The sequence below is a fragment of the Micromonospora sp. NPDC051006 genome (assembly GCF_044456245.1).
Taxonomy (GTDB): Bacteria; Actinomycetota; Actinomycetes; order Mycobacteriales; family Micromonosporaceae; genus Micromonospora.
The window spans coordinates 1-16,707 of sequence record NZ_JBITFP010000028.1 but is presented as its reverse complement, the minus strand read 5'-3'; the positions used below and the strand labels follow the sequence as shown (position 1 = coordinate 16,707).

Sequence of the window (16,707 nt, the reverse complement as noted above, 5' to 3'; positions counted from 1 at the left end):
TGCGAGGCACCACAACTGCTTGATCGCCGAGGGTTGCGCGGATCTTGGGCGCGGGGCGACGGCGGGCGGCCCGGGGCGCGGCGCGGGGGCGGGGGCGGGGGCGCGGCGCGGGGCGGGGGCGGGGGTAGGGGTGGGGGTGGGGCCGGGGGGGGCGGGGGTGGAGGCGGTCAGCCGGGCAGGAAGGAGAACCGGACCTGGCGGGTGGGGTTGTCGCCGTTGGTGTCGACCAGGCAGATCGACTGCCAGGTGCCCAACGCCAACCGACCGCCGAGCACCGGCAGCGTCGCGTACGGCGGCACGAACGCCGGCAGCACGTGGTCGCGGCCGTGCCCGGGTGAGCCGTGCCGGTGCCGCCAGCGGTCGTCGGTGGGGAGCAGGTCGTTCAGCGCAGTCAACAGGTCGTCGTCGGAGCCGGACCCGGTCTCGATGATCGCCAGCCCGGCGGTGGCGTGCGGCACGAAGACGTGCAGCAGCCCGTCGCCCTGACCGGAGACGAACGCCTGGGCCTCCGCGGTGATGTCCCGGACGGCCGGCCGGGACCCGGTCTGGACGGTGATCACGTCACTGCGCATACGTCGCATTCTGCCGCAGCCCGCGGTCAGGAACCGCCGCCACCGCCGCCACCACCGCCGGAGTCACCGCCACCGCCTCCGGACCAGCCGCCACCGCCACCGGACCAGCCGCCGCCGGAATCGCCCCCGCCGGACCAACCACCACCGGAGTCACCGCCGCCGAACCAGCCGCCGCCCGAGTCGCCACCGGAGCCCTCGCCGCGGTGGTCACCGACCGAACCGCGATCACCCTCGCGGTGACTTCCACCATCGGACGTGTACGGGTAGTCGCTGGTCGAGTAGTAGGGCATCGGCGGGCTGCTGGTCTCGGCGTACCGGCGGCGCGGGCCGGGCACGCCGCGCGCCGCCCGGCGCGGCGCCGGAGCGCGCAGGCCGCCGCGCAGCCGCGCCGCGCCGAACAGCGCTGCCGCCAGGCCGAAAGATCATGATCGGCAGCGCGGCGGGATCACCCGCCAGCAGCACCGCCGCCGCGGGAACCACCGCGAGCGCCCCGGCCGTCAGGAGGAGGCCGCCGAGCGCCACTCGTCGCCCGTTCATGCCCGGCAGGGTAGTGAGCCCGGACAAGACGGGAGCGGGCGTCGTCGCGCTAAGTTACTGGCCGGTACCTGTGTTCAGCGTCGCGTCCGGGGGACCTAGACGTGACGACGGGTGCCACCAGGGGGCAGGATGGCGCTAGAGACCTATCCCACACACAATCGAGGGAACGCCTGTGGCTACGGAACGCAAGCGCCCGGTGATCAGCGACGGCCTGCCGAGCCAGCTTCCGGACATCGACCCTGAGGAAACCAGCGAATGGGTCGAGTCGCTTGACGGTGTCATCGACGAGCGCGGAACCAAGCGCGCCCGTTACGTCATGCTGCGCCTGCTCGAGCGGGCCCGCGAGCGCCAGGTCGGGGTTCCGCCCCTGACCACCACGGACTACATCAACACGATTCCGTCCGAGCGCGAGCCGTGGTTCCCGGGTGACGAGCACGTCGAGCGGCGGATCCGGGCGTACATCCGGTGGAACGCCGCGATGCTGGTGCACCGGGCGCAGCGTCCGGAGATCGGCGTCGGCGGGCACATCTCCACCTTCGCCAGCTCCGCCTCCCTCTACGAGGTGGGCTTCAACCACTTCTTCCGGGGCAAGAACCACCCCGGCGGCGGCGACCACATCTTCTACCAGGGCCACGCCTCCCCCGGCATGTACGCCCGCGCGTTCCTGGAGGGCCGGCTCAGCGACGACCAGCTCGACGGGTTCCGTCAGGAGCTGTCGCACCCGGGCGGCGCGCTGCCGTCGTACCCGCACCCGCGGCTGATGCCCGACTTCTGGGAGTTCCCCACCGTCTCGATGGGGCTCGGCGGCCTGAACGCGATCTACCAGGCCCGGTTCAACCGCTACCTGCAGCACCGGGGCATCAAGGACACGTCCCAGCAGCACGTCTGGGCCTTCCTCGGCGACGGCGAGATGGACGAGCCGGAGACGCTGGGCGCGATCGGGGTGGCCGCCCGCGAGGAGCTGGACAACCTCACCTTCGTGATCAACTGCAACCTGCAGCGGCTGGACGGCCCGGTCCGGGGCAACGGCAAGGTCATGCAGGAGCTGGAGGCGTTCTTCCGCGGCGCCGGCTGGAACGTGATCAAGGTGGTCTGGGGCCGGGAGTGGGACCCGCTGCTCGCCGCGGACACCGACGGCGCGCTGGTCAACCTCATGAACACCACGCCGGACGGCGACTACCAGACCTACAAGGCGGAGTCCGGCGCGTACGTCCGGGAGCACTTCTTCGGCCGCGACCCGCGGACCCGCAAGATGGTGGAGCACCTCAGCGACGACGAGATCTGGAACCTCAAGCGGGGTGGGCACGACTACCGGAAGCTCTACGCGGCCTACAAGGCGGCCACCGAGCACACCGGGCAGCCGACGGTCATCCTGGCCAAGACGATCAAGGGCTGGACGCTCGGCTCGCACTTCGAGGGCCGCAACGCCACCCACCAGATGAAGAAGCTGACGCTGGAGGACCTGAAGACCTTCCGCGACCGGCTCTACCTGGACATCCCGGACTCGGCGCTGGAGGAGAACCCCTACCTGCCGCCGTACTACCGCCCGGACGACAAGTCCGACGAGATGCAGTACCTCAGGGAGCGGCGCGAGCAGCTCGGCGGCTACCTGCCGTCGCGGCGGACCAGCTCGAAGAAGCTGACCATCCCGGGGCCGGAGCGGTTCGCCGACGTCAAGCGCGGCTCGGGCAAGCAGAAGGTGGCCACCACGATGGCCTTCGTCCGCCTGCTCAAGGACATCATGAAGGACAAGGAGTTCGGCAAGCGCTGGGTGCCGATCATCCCCGACGAGGCGCGTACCTTCGGCCTGGACTCGATCTTCCCGACCGCGAAGATCTACTCGCCGCACGGGCAGCGCTACACCTCGGTCGACCGGGAGCTGTTCCTGTCCTACAAGGAGTCGACGACCGGGCAGATCCTGCACGAGGGGATCAACGAGGCCGGCTCGGTCGCCTCGTTCACCGCCGCGGGCTCGTCGTACGCCACGCACGACGAGCCGATGATCCCGATGTACATCTTCTACTCGATGTTCGGGTTCCAGCGGACCGCCGACGGGCTCTGGGCGGCCGCCGACCAGATGGCCCGGGGCTTCCTGCTCGGCGCGACCGCAGGGCGGACCACGCTCAACGGTGAGGGCCTGCAGCACGAGGACGGTCACTCGTTGCTGATCGCCGCCACCAACCCGGCGGTGGTCGCGTACGACCCGGCGTTCTCCTTCGAGATCGCGCACATCATGGAGAACGGCCTGCACCGGATGTACGGCGAGGCGCAGGAGAACGTCTTCTACTACCTCACCGTCTACAACGAGCCGATCTTCCAGCCGGCCGAGCCGGAGGGCGTGGACGTCGAGGGCATCCTCAAGGGCATCCACCGCTACTCCCCGGCCCCGCAGGTCGACGGGGACGCGCCGAAGGCGAACGTCCTCGCCTCCGGCACCGGCATGCAGTGGGCGCTCAAGGCGCAGCAGCTGCTCGCCCAGGACTGGGGGGTGGCCGCCGACGTCTGGTCGGTGACCTCCTGGACCGAGCTGCGCCGCGACGCGGTCGAGGCCGAGGAGCACAACCTGCTCAACCCGGGCGCCGAGCCGCGGGTGCCGTACATCCAGCGCAAGCTGGCCGAGGCGGACGGGCCGAAGGTCGCGGTCAGCGACTTCATGCGGGCGGTGCCGGATCTGATCGCCCGCTGGGTACCCGGCGACTACACCTCGCTCGGCACCGACGGCTTCGGCATGTCGGACACCCGGCACGCCCTGCGCCGGCACTTCCACGTCGACGCCGAGTCGATCGTGGTCGCCACGCTGCGGCAGCTCGCGCTCCGCGGCGCGGTGCCGGCCAACGTGCCGGCCGAGGCGGCCAAGAAGTACGCGATCGACGACGTCAACGCGGCCCCGGTCGGCGAGACCGGCGGCGACAGCTAGTCCGCCCGATCAATCTCGAAGGGCCCGCGCCGGAAGGCGCGGGCCCTTCGCCGTCTGCGCACCGGCGGGTGCGACGGAGCGGCGGATGCGACGGAGCGGCGGTGGACCGACGTCCCTGGCGGGGAGGCCGGGCCACCGCCGTCGCGGGTGACGCCAGGACGGGTCCGGTCAGCCGACGGCGGCCAGGTCGGTCAGCCGGGCCAGCGAATCCTCCAGGTCGGCGCCGACCCTGCGCAGGCCGAGCCGGAGCAGGGCGGCCTTGACCGGGCCGGCCGGCCAGCGTACGACGATCAGCCGCACGACGGTGCCGCCCTGCTCCTCGTCGTCGGGAGTGAGCTGTACGTAGATCTCGGTGCGCGCCTCCGCTCGGGCGCCGGCACCCTTGGCGCGCTCGCGCCACCCGATCAGGGTCGGCTCCTGAAAGGCGATCACCTCGGCCTCATGCGCCGCGCCACGCCCGGCCTGGACCCGTTGCCGTCGTCCGAAGCCCTCTCCCGAGAGCACTTCGGCCGCACGGACCCCCGCCAGCCAGGCCGGCAACTGCTCGGCCCGCTGCACGACGTCCCAGACCGCTTCCACCGGCGCCGCCACGTGCGCACTGCGTTCCACGAGGATCATTTCCGTCTTCCTCCAGTGAGGACATCCCACGATATCGGCACTCTATGCGCAAATTCGGACGTACCTGGACGGGTTCGGAAAAAGACACGCCGAGAACCATTGCGCATCGCGCCATCGCGGCCTATGGCGCAATCCCCGACCGGGCCCTAGAGTCCCGAACACGTTTCACGTTGATCGGGAGGACGCATGCCGCCGACCGCACCGATGCCGCAGTTCCCCGCCGGCTTCCGCTGGGGCGTCTCCACCTCCGCGTACCAGATCGAGGGAGCGGTCGGGGCGGGCGGACGCGGGACGTCCATCTGGGACACTTTCGCCCACTCCCCCGGCCGCATCGCGGACGGCAGCACCGGGGACCTCGCCTGCGACCACTACCACCGGTACCGGCAGGACGTCGGGCTGCTGGCCGGGCTGGGCGTCTCGGCGTACCGCTTCTCCGTCGCCTGGCCCCGGGTCCAGCCGACCGGCGCCGGGCCGGCCCACCCGGCCGGGCTGGACTTCTACGACCGGCTGGTCGACGAGCTGCTCGCGCACGGCATCGACCCGGTGGCCACCCTGTACCACTGGGACCTGCCGCAGCCGCTGGAGGACGCCGGGGGCTGGCTGAACCGGGACACCGCCGCCCGCTTCGCCGCGTACGCCGACCTGGTCGCCGCTCGGCTGGGCGACCGGGTGCGGCTCTGGATCACGCTGAACGAGCCGTTCATCCACATGAGCCTCGGCTACGGGATGGGCGTGCACGCCCCGGGCCGGATGCTGCTCTTCGACGCCTTCCCCGTCGCCCACCACCAGCTGCTCGGCCACGGGCTGGCGGTCGACGCCCTGCGCGCCCGCACCGGCAGCCCGGTGGCCATCGCCAACAACTACTCGCCGGTGCGCGTCCTCGGCGACACCGACGCCGACCGGGCCGCGGGCGCGGCCTACGAGGCGTTGCACAACCGGCTCTTCACCGACCCGCTGCTCGGCCGGGGCTACCCGGACGGCGCGGCCGTCGACGAGTCCCTCGTCCGCGACGGCGACCTGGCGGCCATCGCCGCCCCGATCGACGTGCTCGGGGTCAACTACTACAACCCGACCGGGGTACGCGCACCCGAGGAGGGCTCGCCGCTGCCGTTCGAGCTGGTGCCGCTAAACGGCTATCCGCGGACCGCGTTCGACTGGCCGGTCGCCCCGGACGGGCTGCGTGAGCTGCTCGGCTGGCTGCGCGACAGCTACGGCGACGCGCTGCCGCCGATCGAGATCACCGAGAGCGGCTGCGCGTACGACGACGCGCCGGGACCGGACGGCCGGGTGCACGACCCCGACCGGATCGCCTACCTCGACGGGCACCTGCGCGCGGTCCGGGCGGCCCTCGACGACGGCGTCGACGTGCGCGGGTACTTCGTCTGGTCGCTGTTGGACAACTGGGAGTGGGCCGAGGGCTTCACCAAGCGGTTCGGCCTGGTGCACGTCGACTACGCCGACCAGACCCGCACCCCGAAGTCCTCGTACGCCTGGCTCCGCGACGTGATCGCGGCCGCCCGCCGGGGTTCGGCGCGGTGACCACCGTCGACCCGACCCCGACGTCGCTGCCGGCGGCGCTGGCCGAGCCGACCGTGCCGGTCCGGCGCAGCTGGATCGCCTTGATCTTCGCGGCCAACCTCGGGGTCTGGATGGCCTTCTTCACCCCGATCCAGGTGCTGCTGCCCCAGCAGATCGAGCGGATCACCCCCGGTGACAAGGAGGCGATGCTGGCCGTGGTCACCGGGCTCGGCGCGCTCGCGGCGGTGATAGCCAACCCCCTCGCGGGCGCGCTGTCCGACCGGACCTGCCTGCGGCTGGGCGGGCGCGAGTTCGGCCGTCGGCACGTCTGGACGGCGGGCGGCGCGCTGCTCGGGGCGGCGGCCCTGGTGCTGCTCGCTCAGCAGCGGACCGTGCTCGGGGTGACGGTGGCCTGGGCCGCCGCCCAGGTCTGCTTCAACGCGATGCTGGCCAGCCTCACCGCCGCCATCCCGGACCGGGTGCCGGTCGTCCAGCGCGGCGGGGTCTCCGGCTGGGTGGGCATCCCGCAGGCGCTCGGGCTGGTGGTCGGCGCGGTGCTGGTCACCGCCGTGGTCACCGGCAACGCCGCCGGTTACCTGGCGATCGCGGTGGCCATGCTGCTGCTGTCGCTGCCGTTCGCGCTCTTCACCGCCGACGACCCGCTGCCCCGCACGCACCGGCCGGCGCTACGGCCACGGGCCCTGCTGGCGTCGATGTGGATCAGTCCGCGCCGGCACCCGGACTTCGCCTGGGCCTGGCTCACCCGCTTCCTGGTCCAGGTGGGCAACGCGCTGGGCACCCTCTACCTGCTGTACTTCCTCACCGACGGGGTACGGGTGGCCGATCCCGAGGGCAGCCTGCTGGTGCTGATCCTGCTCTACACGCTCGGGATGATGCTCACCGCGGTGATCGCCGGCCGGCTCTCCGACCGCTCCGGACGGCGCAAGGTCTACGTGATCACGTCCGGGCTGATCATGGCGGTGGCCGCGGTGCTGCTCGCGGTCGCCCCGGTCTGGCCGATGGCGGTGGTCGCCGCGCTGCTGCTCGGCGCCGGCTACGGCGTCTACCTCTCGGTGGACGCCGCCCTCATCACCCAGGTGCTGCCCCGGGCCACCGACCGGGCCAAGGACCTCGGGGTGATCAACATCGCGAACTCCGCGCCACAGGTGCTCGGCCCGGCCCTCTCCGCGCCGATCGTGGTGCACCTGGGCGGCTACCCGACGCTCTACGCGGTGACCGCCGTGGTGACCCTGCTCGGCAGCGCCCTGGTCGTGAAGATTCGTTCCGTGCCCTGAGCGGCACCCCTTGGCCGAATGCGGTGGCGCAGCGCCGTAGGCTGGGGGCGTGACGGTACGTGTACGCTTCGCCCCCTCCCCGACCGGTATGTTCCACGTCGGCGGAGCCCGCTCGGCCCTGCAGAACTGGATCTACGCCAAGCAGCAGGGCGGGGTGTTCGTGCTCCGCATCGAGGACACCGACGCGGCCCGCAACAAGCCCGAGTGGACCGAGGGCATCCTCTCCGCGCTCGACTGGATCGGCATCAAGCGCACCAGCTACGAGGGCCCGCACTTCCAGTCGGAGAACGCCCACGAGCATCGCGCCGCCGCGCAGCGGCTCTACGAGTCGGGCCGGGCGTACTACTGCGACTGCACCCGGGAGGACGTCCAGGCCCGCACCGGCTCGCAGTACGCCGGTTACGACGGCTTCCACCGGGACAAGGGTCTCGGCCCGGGCGAGGGGCGGGCGCTGCGCTTCCGCACCCCGGACGAGGGCGAGACCGTGGTGGTCGACCTGATCCGCGGCGAGCCGACCTTCGAGAACAAGCTGATCGAGGACTTCGTCATCGCCCGGGGCGACGGCTCGCCGGTCTTCCTGCTGGCCAACGTCGTGGACGACATGATCATGGGGATCACCCATGTGATCCGGGCCGAGGAGCACCTGCCGAACACCCCGAAGCAGCAGCTGCTCTGGGACGCGCTCGGGGTCAAGCCGCCGATCTGGGCGCACGTGCCGGTGGTGGTCAACGAGAAGCGGCAGAAGCTCTCCAAGCGGCGGGACAAGGTCGCCCTGGAGGCGTACCGCGACGAGGGCTACCTGGCCGCCGCGATGCGCAACTACCTGATGCTGCTCGGCTGGGCGCCCTCCGGCGACCGGGAGATCGTCCCCTGGTCGGTGATCGAGCAGGAGTTCCGGCTGGAGGAGGTCAACCCCTCGCCGGCCTTCTTCGACGAAAAGAAGCTGCGCGCGTTCAACGGGGAGTACATCCGGGCGCTGCCGGTGGACGAGTTCGTCGCCGCCTGCCAGCCGTGGCTGACCGGCACCGGCACCATCGCGCCCCCGCCGTGGCAGCCGGCGGAGTTCGACGCCACAGCGTTCGCGGCCGTCGCCCCGCTGGCCCAGACCCGGATCGCCGTGCTCAGCGAGATCGTGTCGAACGTCGACTTCCTCTTCCTGGCCACCCCGCTGATCGACGAGGCGGCCTGGGCCAAGGCGATGAAGGAGGGCTCGGCGGAGCTGCTGGAGGCCGCCACGGCGGCGTTCGAGTCGTTGGCCTCCTGGGACGCCGAGTCGATCAAGTCTGCCCTGGAGGCGGTCGGCGCCGAGCGGGGTCTCAAGCTCGGCAAGGCGCAGGCGCCGGTCCGGGTCGCGGTCACCGGCCGCAGCGTGGGGCTGCCGCTCTTCGAGTCGCTGGAGGTGCTCGGCCGCGAGCGCACCCTCACCCGGCTGCGCGCCGCCCGGGTCCGCCTGGTCTGACACCCGTACCGGCGGCCGGGCCGCACCCGCACCGGACTTCCGGCTGTGGGTGCGGCCCGGCCGTCGGTCAGCCGCGGCTGGCGCGGCGGCGGAGCAGGATGCCGCCGGTCAACAGCGCGGCGAGCAGGACCAGTCCGCCGAGCGCCCAGAACCAGCCGCTGCCGCTGCCGTCCTCCTCCTCGGCGGCGGGCACGGCGGCCGCCGTCGGGCTGGCACCGTCCGGACCGGCCGTCGGCGAGGCCGACCCGGCGGGAGGCGAGCCGGCGGTCGAGCCGGCCGAGGGCGGCACGGCCGGGCCCGACGTCGGTGTGGCCGAGGGATCGGCCGGCGTGCCGGTGGTGAGGGTGAAGCGCACCTCGCCGGAGATCGGGTGTCCGTCCCCGGACGCCACCCGGTAGCCCACGGTGTAGAGACCGGCCTTGCCCGGCTTGAACGGCACACTCACCCGGCTGCCCGAGAAGCGCGGCGCCCCACCGGCCGCGACCACATTGTCCGGTCCGGTCAGTGTGATCTTCGTCGTACCCGGGTCCAGTCGGGACAGGAACCGGAGTTCGACGCGCGTCGGCGCGGTCGCCACCCGCGCGCCGTCGCGCGGATCGCTGCCGGTCAGCGAGTTGTGCGCCGCAGCCGGCTGCGCCGGCAGCAGCAACGACACACCGAGCGCCACGCCGAAGACCGCTGGCCCGAACCGCGCCACGCGTGCGACCCTGCCCCCCATGAACCCCTCCGTAAAGGTACGATCCGCGCGCTGATCAACGGCTCCTCATTGGTCGAGCCGAGATCGCACATAGTTCCAAATACTGTTCCAGGTACTGCAACCGATCAACATTCTGCGGAGTCTTTAGGTGGGGCGTCCGGCCAACGGGTCCGGTCGCCGTCGACCGACCGACACGTCAGGCGCAGCGAAGCCATCCATCGAACGGGGCGAGGAGGCGGCGATGGTCCGACAGGTGAGGCGGCTGATCGCCGTGCTGGCCGGGGCGCTCACGGTGGCCGTGTCGCTCGGCGTCGCCGGCCCGGCTCAGGCCGCCCCGAAGCCGCCGCCGCCCGGCGTCGACATCACCGGTACCGGGATGAGTGCGCCGCTGCGGCTGCGCTCGGACACCCAGCCGGCGCACGTGGTCGCGCTGATCGACCAGGTCAACTTCCTCGGCCGGATCGGCACGGCCAACGGGCCGAAACCGGCCGACCTCGGTCCGAAGTACACGGTCGTCGTGCTGGCCGGCGAGACGCCGAAGCAGACCTACGACCTCTACCCGAAGGCCGTCGGCGGGCCCCGGGTCTACCGGCCGGCCAAGCAGCCGGATTCCCGCAAGACCAGTGCCGGCTGGTTCCTCGGTCGACTCTCCATGTCGGAGACGCTGCGCACCGCCGGAGTGCCGCTGGAGCGGCAGTACGACACGGTCAGCGGCGGCGTCGGCGGCGGCGAGCGGGTGATCCCGGAGGACGCGATCAACCCGGGCCGGGACATCGACGAGGCGCTCAGCGAACTCCAGCGGCTGCTGCTGCTCAACGTCGCGGTGATGCTGGTCATCACCAGCGGCCTGGCCGGGATCGCGCTGCTCATCCGCCGCCGTACCCGCTGACCGGCCGTCCGGGTCGGTCAGCGCCCGTCGGGCGGAATCAGCACCAGCGGCGCGGCGGGTGCTCGCGACGAGCGCCACGCTGCCGGGGTCGCACGGGGCCGTGCCGGTGCGCACCGGCCCAACCCGGGAGGACGCTGCGGCAGCCCGGGCCCGTCGTCACCGGCTCGGGCTCGACCGCCGAGGGCAGCTCTCCGGAGCGCTGCCGGGGCACCGGGGCATCCTCCTCGGCCCGCTCGGCCGGCCATCCGCCGGTCGACTCCGCGGGCCAGCCGCCCACCGGCTCCGGCGTGAAGGGCGGCACCCCGCCGACCAGACGGCGGTGCTTGGCGCCCGCCTGCTGCTCGTGGTGGCCCGGCCGGCAGGGCTCACCCTGGGCGCAGCCGTGCTCGGCTTCCCCCTGGGTCATCCCGGTCTCCTCACGCTCGCGGTCGCCGTCGACGGTCGCGCCGACGTGCCCTGTCACCGTACTGGCCGGCCCCGACGTGCCGTGCAGCGCGTGCCGCCGCCAGCTCCCGGATACCTCCTTCGGGGGAGGCGGGCCGGCCTGACGTCCTCCCGGGGGCGGAGGGCGACCGGGCCCCGGTGTGGTGGGATCGGCCCATGCGACCGCCACCGTGGCTGAGCGCCGGCACCCCGGGACGGGATCTCGCTCTGGCCGGCGCGGCGCTGGCCGGCGGGCTGGTCCTGCACGGCCTCGGCTGGCAGCCGCAGATCACCCCGCATCCGGACGTGCCCGTCGCACTGTTCCTGCCACCGCTGGTGGCCGTCTGCGCAGCCGTGGCACTACGCCGGGTGTCCCCCGGCGCCAGCCTCGCCCTCGGCACGGCCGCCGTGGTCGCGGACACCCTGCTCGGCGGCTCGTTGGGGACCATCCTGATCTACACCCAGGTGCTCTACGACGCCTGCGTGCACGGTGGCGCGGCACTCTGGCGGTGGTTGCTGCGGATCACGGTCGCGCTGAGCCTGCTCGGCGCGGTGGCCGGAGTGGTGATCTTCGGGCACTGGCGGGGCGTCGCCCTCGGCGTGCCGTTCGCGCTGGCCGGCGTGCTGCCGGTGCTCACCGGGATCAGCGTGCGCCAGTACCGCGACCAGGCCGCGTCCGAGCGGGCCCGGGCCGAGCAGACCGCGCGCCTGACGGAGCTGGACCGGCGACAGGCGGTTGCCGCGGAGCGTGCGCGGATGGCCCGCGAGCTGCACGACGTGGTCGCCAACCACCTCAGCGCGGTGGCCATCCACGCCACCGCGGCGCTCTCCGTGCCCGGGCTGGACCGGGCCCAGGTCGAGTCGGCGCTGCGGGTGATCCGGGAGAACAGCGTGCAGGGCCTGGCCGAGATGCGGCAGATGATCGGCGTGCTGCGCGCGCCGGCCGAGCCGACCGGGCCGGCCGAGCAGTCCGGGCCGACTGGGCAGTCCGGGCCGGCCGCGCCGGCGTCGGTGGACGCGATTCCCGCCCGACTCGGTGAGCTGGATCGGCTGGTGGAGCGGGTTCGAGCCGCCGGGCTGACGGTCCGGGTGAGCACCAGCGGGGAACCGGCCGCGTTGCCGGTCGGGGTCGACCTCGCGGCGTACCGGATCGTGCAGGAGTCGTTGACCAACGCCCTGAAGCACGGCGACGGCGAGGCCGACCTGGAGATCGCGTACCGGCCGGCCGAGGTGGTGGTCACGGTGGAGAATCCGGTCCGCCCCGCGCACCGCGGCCTGCCCGGCGCGGCTCTGGTCGGGGCGGGCGCGGGTCTGATCGGCATGCGGGAGCGTGCGGTGGTGCTGGACGGCCGGTTCGCCGCCGGGCCACGGGACGGCCGGTGGCGGGTCCGGGCCAACCTGCCGACCGCCGAGCCGGCGTCGTGACCGGCCGGGTGGACGAGCCGATCGCCGGGCGTCGAGGGGTGCCGATCCGGGTGGTGCTCGCCGACGACCAGCCGGCGGTACGGGCTGGGCTGGCGCTGATCCTCTCCGCCGCGCCGGACGTCGAGGTGGTCGGCGCGGCCGGCGACGGCGACGAGGCGGTTCGGCTCTGCCGCGACCTGCGCCCCGACGTCGCCGTGCTGGACGTACGGATGCCGCGCCAGGACGGCATCGCGGCCACCCGCGAGATCGTCGCCGACGGGCACACCGACGTGCTGGTGCTGACCACCTTCGACCTCGACGAGTACGTCTTCGGCGCGCTGCGGGCCGGCGCGGCCGGCTTCCTCCTGAAGGACACCGACGCGGCCGGCCTGGTGGCGGCGGTACGGACGGTGGCCCGCGGCGAGGGGTTCATCGCCCCGGCGGTCACCCGCCGACTGATCCGGGCGTTCGCGGACAGCGTCCCGGACGCCCCGGAGGGCAGCCGGGCGGCGGTGGCCGCGCTCACCCCCCGGGAGCGGGACGTGCTGGCCTGCCTGGGGCTGGGCCTGTCCAACCAGCAGATCGCCGACCGACTGGCCCTGGCGGAGAGCACCACCAAGACCCATGTCAGCCGGATCCTGGCCAAGCTGGCGCTGCGTAGCCGGGTGCAGGCGGCCATCCTGGCCCAGGAGCTGAACCTGCCCGCGCCGCCAACGCCCTGACCGGTCGGGGTCGCCGGCAGCCCGGCCCGGCGTGGAGCCGCTGCTCAGGGCGTGTCAGGCTGATGCGGTGGGGAACGAGCCGGGCGACGCGGAGCTCAGTGCCACGCTGCGCCGGATCGAGCGGGCGGCGGGCGCGCTGGCCACCGGCAGCGTGGCCCGGATGGACGAGACGCTGCCCTGGTTCCGGTCCCTCCCAGCGGACCAGCGTTCCTGGGTCATGCTGGTGGCCCAGGCCGGCGTCCGGTCCCTGGTGCAGTGGCTGAGCTCCGGCGGCGGCAGCGCGGACAGCACCCAGGAGGTCTCCGACGAGGTCTTCGCCGCCGCGCCGCTGGAGCTGGCCCGTTCGATCACCCTCCAGCAGACCGTGGCGCTGATCAAGGTCACCATCGACGTGGTCGAGGAGCAGGTGCCCCACCTCGCCGCGAAGGGCGAGGAGCAGCAACTGCGCGACGCGGTGCTGCGCTTCTCCCGGGAGATCGCCTTCGCCGCCGCCCGGGTCTACGCCCGTGCCGCCGAGTCACGCGGCGCCTGGGACGCCCGGTTGCAGGCGCTGCTGGTCGACGCGCTGCTGCGCGGGGACTCCCCGGACGTGCTGGCCAGCCGCGCGGCGGCGCTGGGCTGGGCGGACGCCCCGCCGGTGGCGGTGGCGGTCGGGCGCTCCCCGGGCGGTGAGGTCTCGGCCGTGCTGCACACCGTCTACCGGCTGGCCCGCCGGATCGGGGCCGAGGTGATCGGCGGGGTGCACGGTGACCGGTTGGTCGTCGTGCTCGGCGGCGCCGCGGACCCGCTGGCGGCGGCGGACAAGCTGCTGACCGCGTTCGGCGAGGGCCCGGTGGTGGTGGGCCCGGCGGTGCCGAGCCTGGACGAGGCGACCGAGTCGGCACGGGCCGCGCTGGCCGGGTTCCGCGCGGCGCCGGCCTGGCCGACCGCGCCCCGGCCGGTGTCCGCGGCCGACCTGCTGCCCGAGCGGGCGCTGGCCGGTGACGCGGAGGCCCGGCGGCGGTTGCGGCACGACGTGTACGCGGTGCTGGTCCGTGCCGGCGGCGAGCTGCTGGAGACGCTGGACGCCTACTTCAGCGCCAGCGGCACGCTGGAGAGCGCCGCCCGGGCCCTGTTCGTGCACCCGAACACGGTGCGCTACCGCTTGCGCCGGATAGCCGAGGTCACCGGCTTCTCACCGCTGGTCCCGCGGGACGCGTTCGCGCTCCAGATCGCGCTCACCGTCGGCCGGCTCGACCCGGTGGTCCCGGTGGTCTCGGTGGTCCCAACCCAGACAATGAACCCAGCCAACACCAAAACCGTGCAGACAGGCGATGATCACCGCCGATCTTTGTAGGATCCCGACAAAGCTTCTAGTGCGGTTTGGTCGAGGGCGGCACAGCGCTACCCACGCGTATCCGGGAGAGTCATAGACGTGCTCGCCGTACTCTCGCCCGGCCAGGGCTCCCAGAAGCCCGGCTTCCTGACTCCGTGGCTCGACCTGACCGGTGCCGAGGCGCGGCTGCGCTGGTGGTCCGCGCTGGCCGGGGTCGATCTGGTGCACCTGGGCACCGCCGCCGACGCCGACGAGATCAAGGACACCGCGCGCACCCAGCCGCTGCTGGTCGCCGCGGCGCTGCTCGCCGCCGAGCACCTGCCGATGTACGACGTGAGCGTCACCGCCGGGCACAGCGTCGGCGAGCTGGGCGCGGCAGCGCTGGCCGGAGTGCTTCCCGCCGAGGCCGCGATCACACTGGCCGGCGTACGCGGGCGGGAGATGGCCGCCGCCTGCGCGCTGCAACCGACCGGGATGGCCGCCGTGCTGGGCGGGGACCCGGACGAGGTGCTCGCCGCGATCGAGACGCACGGGCTCCACGCGGCCAACCGCAACGGCGCCGGTCAGGTCGTCGCCGCCGGGGCGCTGGACGGCCTCGACAAGCTCGCCGCCGAGCCGCCGGCGAAGGCACGGATCATCCGGCTCCAGGTGGCCGGCGCTTTCCACACCCCGTACATGGCGCCGGCGGAGGCCGCGCTCGCCACGGTGGCCGGCGGGATCACCCCGGCCGATCCGGCCCGGATCCTGCTGTCGAACCTCGACGGCGCCGCGGTCAACCACGGTCGGGACATGGTGCAGCGGCTGGTCCGCCAGGTCACCGCCCCGGTCCGGTGGGACCTCTGCATACGCACGCTGGTCGATCTCGGGGTCACCGGCGTCATCGAGCTCCCCCCGGCCGGCACCCTGGCCGGTCTGGTGAAGCGGGAGCTGAAGGCCACCGGCGCACCGGAGATCGTCACCCTGAACACCCCGGACGACCTGCCCGCCGCCCGCGACCTCATCGCACGGCACGGCATGGCGCCGAGCCACAAGCCGACCATCCGGTTCCGGGTGGTGGTGGCCCGGGCCGCCGGCACCTTCGCGCCGGCCGAGGGCCTCGCCGAGGGTGCGACGCTCCGGTCCGGCCAGGTGATCGGTCACGTCGTCACCCGCCAGGGGCAGGTCGAGGCGACCGCGCACGGCAGTGGCGTGCTCACCGAGTGGCTCGCCCACCACGACGACCCGGTCGCGCCGGGCCAACCGCTCGCCCGCATCGGAGGACAGAACTAATGGCTGGAAGCCGGATCGTCGCCCTGGGGCACTACCAGCCCTCCCGGGTGGTCACCAACGACGACCTCGCCCGCATGGTCGACACCAACGACGAGTGGATCCGGGACCGGGTCGGCATCGTCACCCGGCGGATCGCCGACGGTGAGACGGTGGCTGACATGGCGGCCGCGGCCGCCGGCAAGGCGCTGGCGAACTCCGGTCTCAGCGCCGCCGACATCGACCTGGTCGTGGTCGCCACCTGCACGTCGGTCGACCGCAGCCCGAACGTGGCCTGCCGGGTCGCCGCCAAGCTCGGCATCACCGCCCCCGGGGCGTACGACATCAACACCGCCTGCTCGGGCTTCGCGTACGCGCTGGGCACCGTCGACCACGCGATCCGGGCCGGCGCGTCGCGCAACGCGATCGTGATCGGCGCCGAGAAGCTGTCCGAGTTCACCGACTGGACCGACCGCTCGACCTGCATCATCTTCGCCGACGGGGCGGGTGCCGCGGTGGTCACCGCCACCGGCGACGACGAGCCGGCCGGGGTCGGCCCGGTGGTCTGGGGCTCGGTGCCGGAGAAGAGCGATGCGGTCCGGATCGAGGGCTGGCGCCCCTACATCAAGCAGGAGGGGCAGGCGGTCTTCCGCTGGGCCACCACCGCACTGGCCCCGCTGGCCCTGCAGGCCTGCGAGCGGGCCGGGGTGGCCCCCTCCGAGCTGGCCGCGTTCGTGCCGCACCAGGCCAACGCGCGGATCATCGACGGCATCGTCAAGCGGCTCGACATCCCGAACGCGATCATCGCGAAGGACATCGTCGAGTCCGGCAACACCTCCGCGGCGAGTGTGCCGCTGGCCCTGTCCAAGCTGGTGGAGCGGCGGGAGGTGCCCTCCGGGGCGCCGGTGCTGCTCTTCGGCTTCGGCGGCGGCCTGACCTACGCCGGCCAGGTCGTCCGGTGTCCCTGAGTCTCGCCTCGGCGCGCACGCGCCGAGGCGAACGCCGGTCGGCGCGGCCCGCCCCCCCCCGCCACCCCCCCCGAGAGGGCCCACCCCCCCAAACCCCCGCCGAGATCACCCCCCGCCCCGCCCCGCTC

15 protein-coding genes are annotated in these 16,707 nt (G+C 73.3%); 10 read left to right on the top strand and 5 right to left on the bottom strand.

What is annotated here, in order from left to right:
• Positions 1 to 167 precede the first annotated feature (167 nt).
• Positions 168 to 572, bottom strand: a complete 405-nt coding sequence (locus ACIBBA_RS29430) for a YjbQ family protein (protein ID WP_396701530.1) — start codon at positions 570 to 572, stop codon at positions 168 to 170.
• Between the two features lie 26 nt (positions 573 to 598).
• Positions 599 to 907: a hypothetical protein gene (locus ACIBBA_RS29425; protein WP_396701528.1), complete on the bottom strand. Its 309-nt coding sequence runs from the start codon at positions 905 to 907 to the stop codon at positions 599 to 601.
• Positions 908 to 1,281: 374 nt separating this feature from the next.
• On the opposite strand from ACIBBA_RS29425, the gene aceE reads away from it, so the two are divergent.
• Complete coding sequence (gene aceE, locus ACIBBA_RS29420; RefSeq protein WP_396701526.1) at positions 1,282 to 4,026, top strand: pyruvate dehydrogenase (acetyl-transferring), homodimeric type; 2,745 nt, start codon at positions 1,282 to 1,284, stop codon at positions 4,024 to 4,026.
• A gap of 168 nt (positions 4,027 to 4,194) precedes the next feature.
• Here the strand turns inward: aceE and ACIBBA_RS29415 are convergent, their stop codons facing one another.
• Positions 4,195 to 4,644: an SRPBCC family protein gene (locus ACIBBA_RS29415; RefSeq protein WP_396701524.1), complete on the bottom strand. Its 450-nt coding sequence runs from the start codon at positions 4,642 to 4,644 to the stop codon at positions 4,195 to 4,197.
• A gap of 186 nt (positions 4,645 to 4,830) precedes the next feature.
• Here ACIBBA_RS29415 and ACIBBA_RS29410 point away from each other — a divergent pair, with 186 nt between their 5' ends.
• Genes ACIBBA_RS29410 through gltX form a run of 3 tightly spaced genes read left to right on the top strand, consistent with a single transcriptional unit; the run spans position 4,831 to position 8,916 of the window.
• On the top strand, positions 4,831 to 6,183 hold the full coding sequence (locus ACIBBA_RS29410) for a GH1 family beta-glucosidase (RefSeq protein ID WP_396701522.1): 1,353 nt from the start codon (positions 4,831 to 4,833) through the stop codon (positions 6,181 to 6,183).
• Positions 6,180 to 7,457, top strand: a complete 1,278-nt coding sequence (locus tag ACIBBA_RS29405; RefSeq protein WP_396701520.1) for an MFS transporter — start codon at positions 6,180 to 6,182, stop codon at positions 7,455 to 7,457. Before ACIBBA_RS29410 ends, ACIBBA_RS29405 begins: the two co-directional genes overlap by 4 nt.
• Before the next feature lie 49 nt (positions 7,458 to 7,506).
• Positions 7,507 to 8,916 (top strand): glutamate--tRNA ligase, encoded by a 1,410-nt coding sequence (gltX, locus tag ACIBBA_RS29400; RefSeq protein ID WP_396701518.1) that lies wholly within the window; start codon positions 7,507 to 7,509, stop codon positions 8,914 to 8,916.
• Positions 8,917 to 8,983: 67 nt separating this feature from the next.
• Here gltX and ACIBBA_RS29395 read toward each other — a convergent pair whose 3' ends face one another.
• Positions 8,984 to 9,613, bottom strand: a complete 630-nt coding sequence (locus ACIBBA_RS29395) for a copper resistance protein CopC (RefSeq protein WP_396701516.1) — start codon at positions 9,611 to 9,613, stop codon at positions 8,984 to 8,986.
• 241 nt (positions 9,614 to 9,854) lie between these two features.
• Here ACIBBA_RS29395 and ACIBBA_RS29390 point away from each other — a divergent pair, with 241 nt between their 5' ends.
• Positions 9,855 to 10,502, top strand: a complete 648-nt coding sequence (locus ACIBBA_RS29390) for a hypothetical protein (RefSeq protein WP_396701514.1) — start codon at positions 9,855 to 9,857, stop codon at positions 10,500 to 10,502.
• A 37-nt stretch (positions 10,503 to 10,539) separates the two neighbouring features.
• On the opposite strand, the gene ACIBBA_RS29385 is transcribed toward ACIBBA_RS29390, so the two are convergent.
• Complete coding sequence (locus ACIBBA_RS29385) at positions 10,540 to 10,908, bottom strand: hypothetical protein (RefSeq protein WP_396701512.1); 369 nt, start codon at positions 10,906 to 10,908, stop codon at positions 10,540 to 10,542.
• Positions 10,909 to 11,102: 194 nt separating this feature from the next.
• On the opposite strand from ACIBBA_RS29385, the gene ACIBBA_RS29380 reads away from it, so the two are divergent.
• The 5 genes from ACIBBA_RS29380 (at position 11,103) to ACIBBA_RS29360 (ending at position 16,579) form a co-directional block, all read left to right on the top strand.
• Positions 11,103 to 12,350: a sensor histidine kinase gene (locus tag ACIBBA_RS29380; RefSeq protein WP_396701510.1), complete on the top strand. Its 1,248-nt coding sequence runs from the start codon at positions 11,103 to 11,105 to the stop codon at positions 12,348 to 12,350.
• 38 nt (positions 12,351 to 12,388) lie between these two features.
• The gene (locus tag ACIBBA_RS29375; RefSeq protein ID WP_396701618.1) at positions 12,389 to 13,051 is read left to right on the top strand and encodes a response regulator; all 663 of its coding nucleotides are present in this window, start codon (positions 12,389 to 12,391) and stop codon (positions 13,049 to 13,051) included.
• Between the two features lie 31 nt (positions 13,052 to 13,082).
• Positions 13,083 to 14,387 (top strand): PucR family transcriptional regulator, encoded by a 1,305-nt coding sequence (locus ACIBBA_RS29370; protein WP_396701508.1) that lies wholly within the window; start codon positions 13,083 to 13,085, stop codon positions 14,385 to 14,387.
• A 78-nt stretch (positions 14,388 to 14,465) separates the two neighbouring features.
• Complete coding sequence (locus tag ACIBBA_RS29365; RefSeq protein WP_396701506.1) at positions 14,466 to 15,635, top strand: acyltransferase domain-containing protein; 1,170 nt, start codon at positions 14,466 to 14,468, stop codon at positions 15,633 to 15,635.
• Positions 15,635 to 16,579 carry a beta-ketoacyl-ACP synthase III gene (locus tag ACIBBA_RS29360; protein ID WP_396701504.1) on the top strand — a complete coding sequence of 315 codons (945 nt, stop codon included), beginning with the start codon at positions 15,635 to 15,637 and terminating at the stop codon, positions 16,577 to 16,579. The genes ACIBBA_RS29365 and ACIBBA_RS29360 overlap by 1 nt, the downstream gene beginning before the upstream one ends.
• Positions 16,580 to 16,707: the final 128 nt, after the last annotated feature.

Coding starts and splice junctions, on each gene's coding strand:
- ACIBBA_RS29390 (WP_396701514.1), top strand. CDS start 9,855: ATGGTCCGACAGGTGAGGCGGCTGATCGCCGTGCTGGCCGGGGCGCTC.
- ACIBBA_RS29380 (WP_396701510.1), top strand. CDS start 11,103: ATGCGACCGCCACCGTGGCTGAGCGCCGGCACCCCGGGACGGGATCTC.
- ACIBBA_RS29430 (WP_396701530.1), bottom strand. CDS start 572: ATGCGCAGTGACGTGATCACCGTCCAGACCGGGTCCCGGCCGGCCGTC.
- ACIBBA_RS29410 (WP_396701522.1), top strand. CDS start 4,831: ATGCCGCCGACCGCACCGATGCCGCAGTTCCCCGCCGGCTTCCGCTGG.
- ACIBBA_RS29415 (WP_396701524.1), bottom strand. CDS start 4,644: ATGATCCTCGTGGAACGCAGTGCGCACGTGGCGGCGCCGGTGGAAGCG.
- ACIBBA_RS29385 (WP_396701512.1), bottom strand. CDS start 10,908: ATGACCCAGGGGGAAGCCGAGCACGGCTGCGCCCAGGGTGAGCCCTGC.
- ACIBBA_RS29360 (WP_396701504.1), top strand. CDS start 15,635: ATGGCTGGAAGCCGGATCGTCGCCCTGGGGCACTACCAGCCCTCCCGG.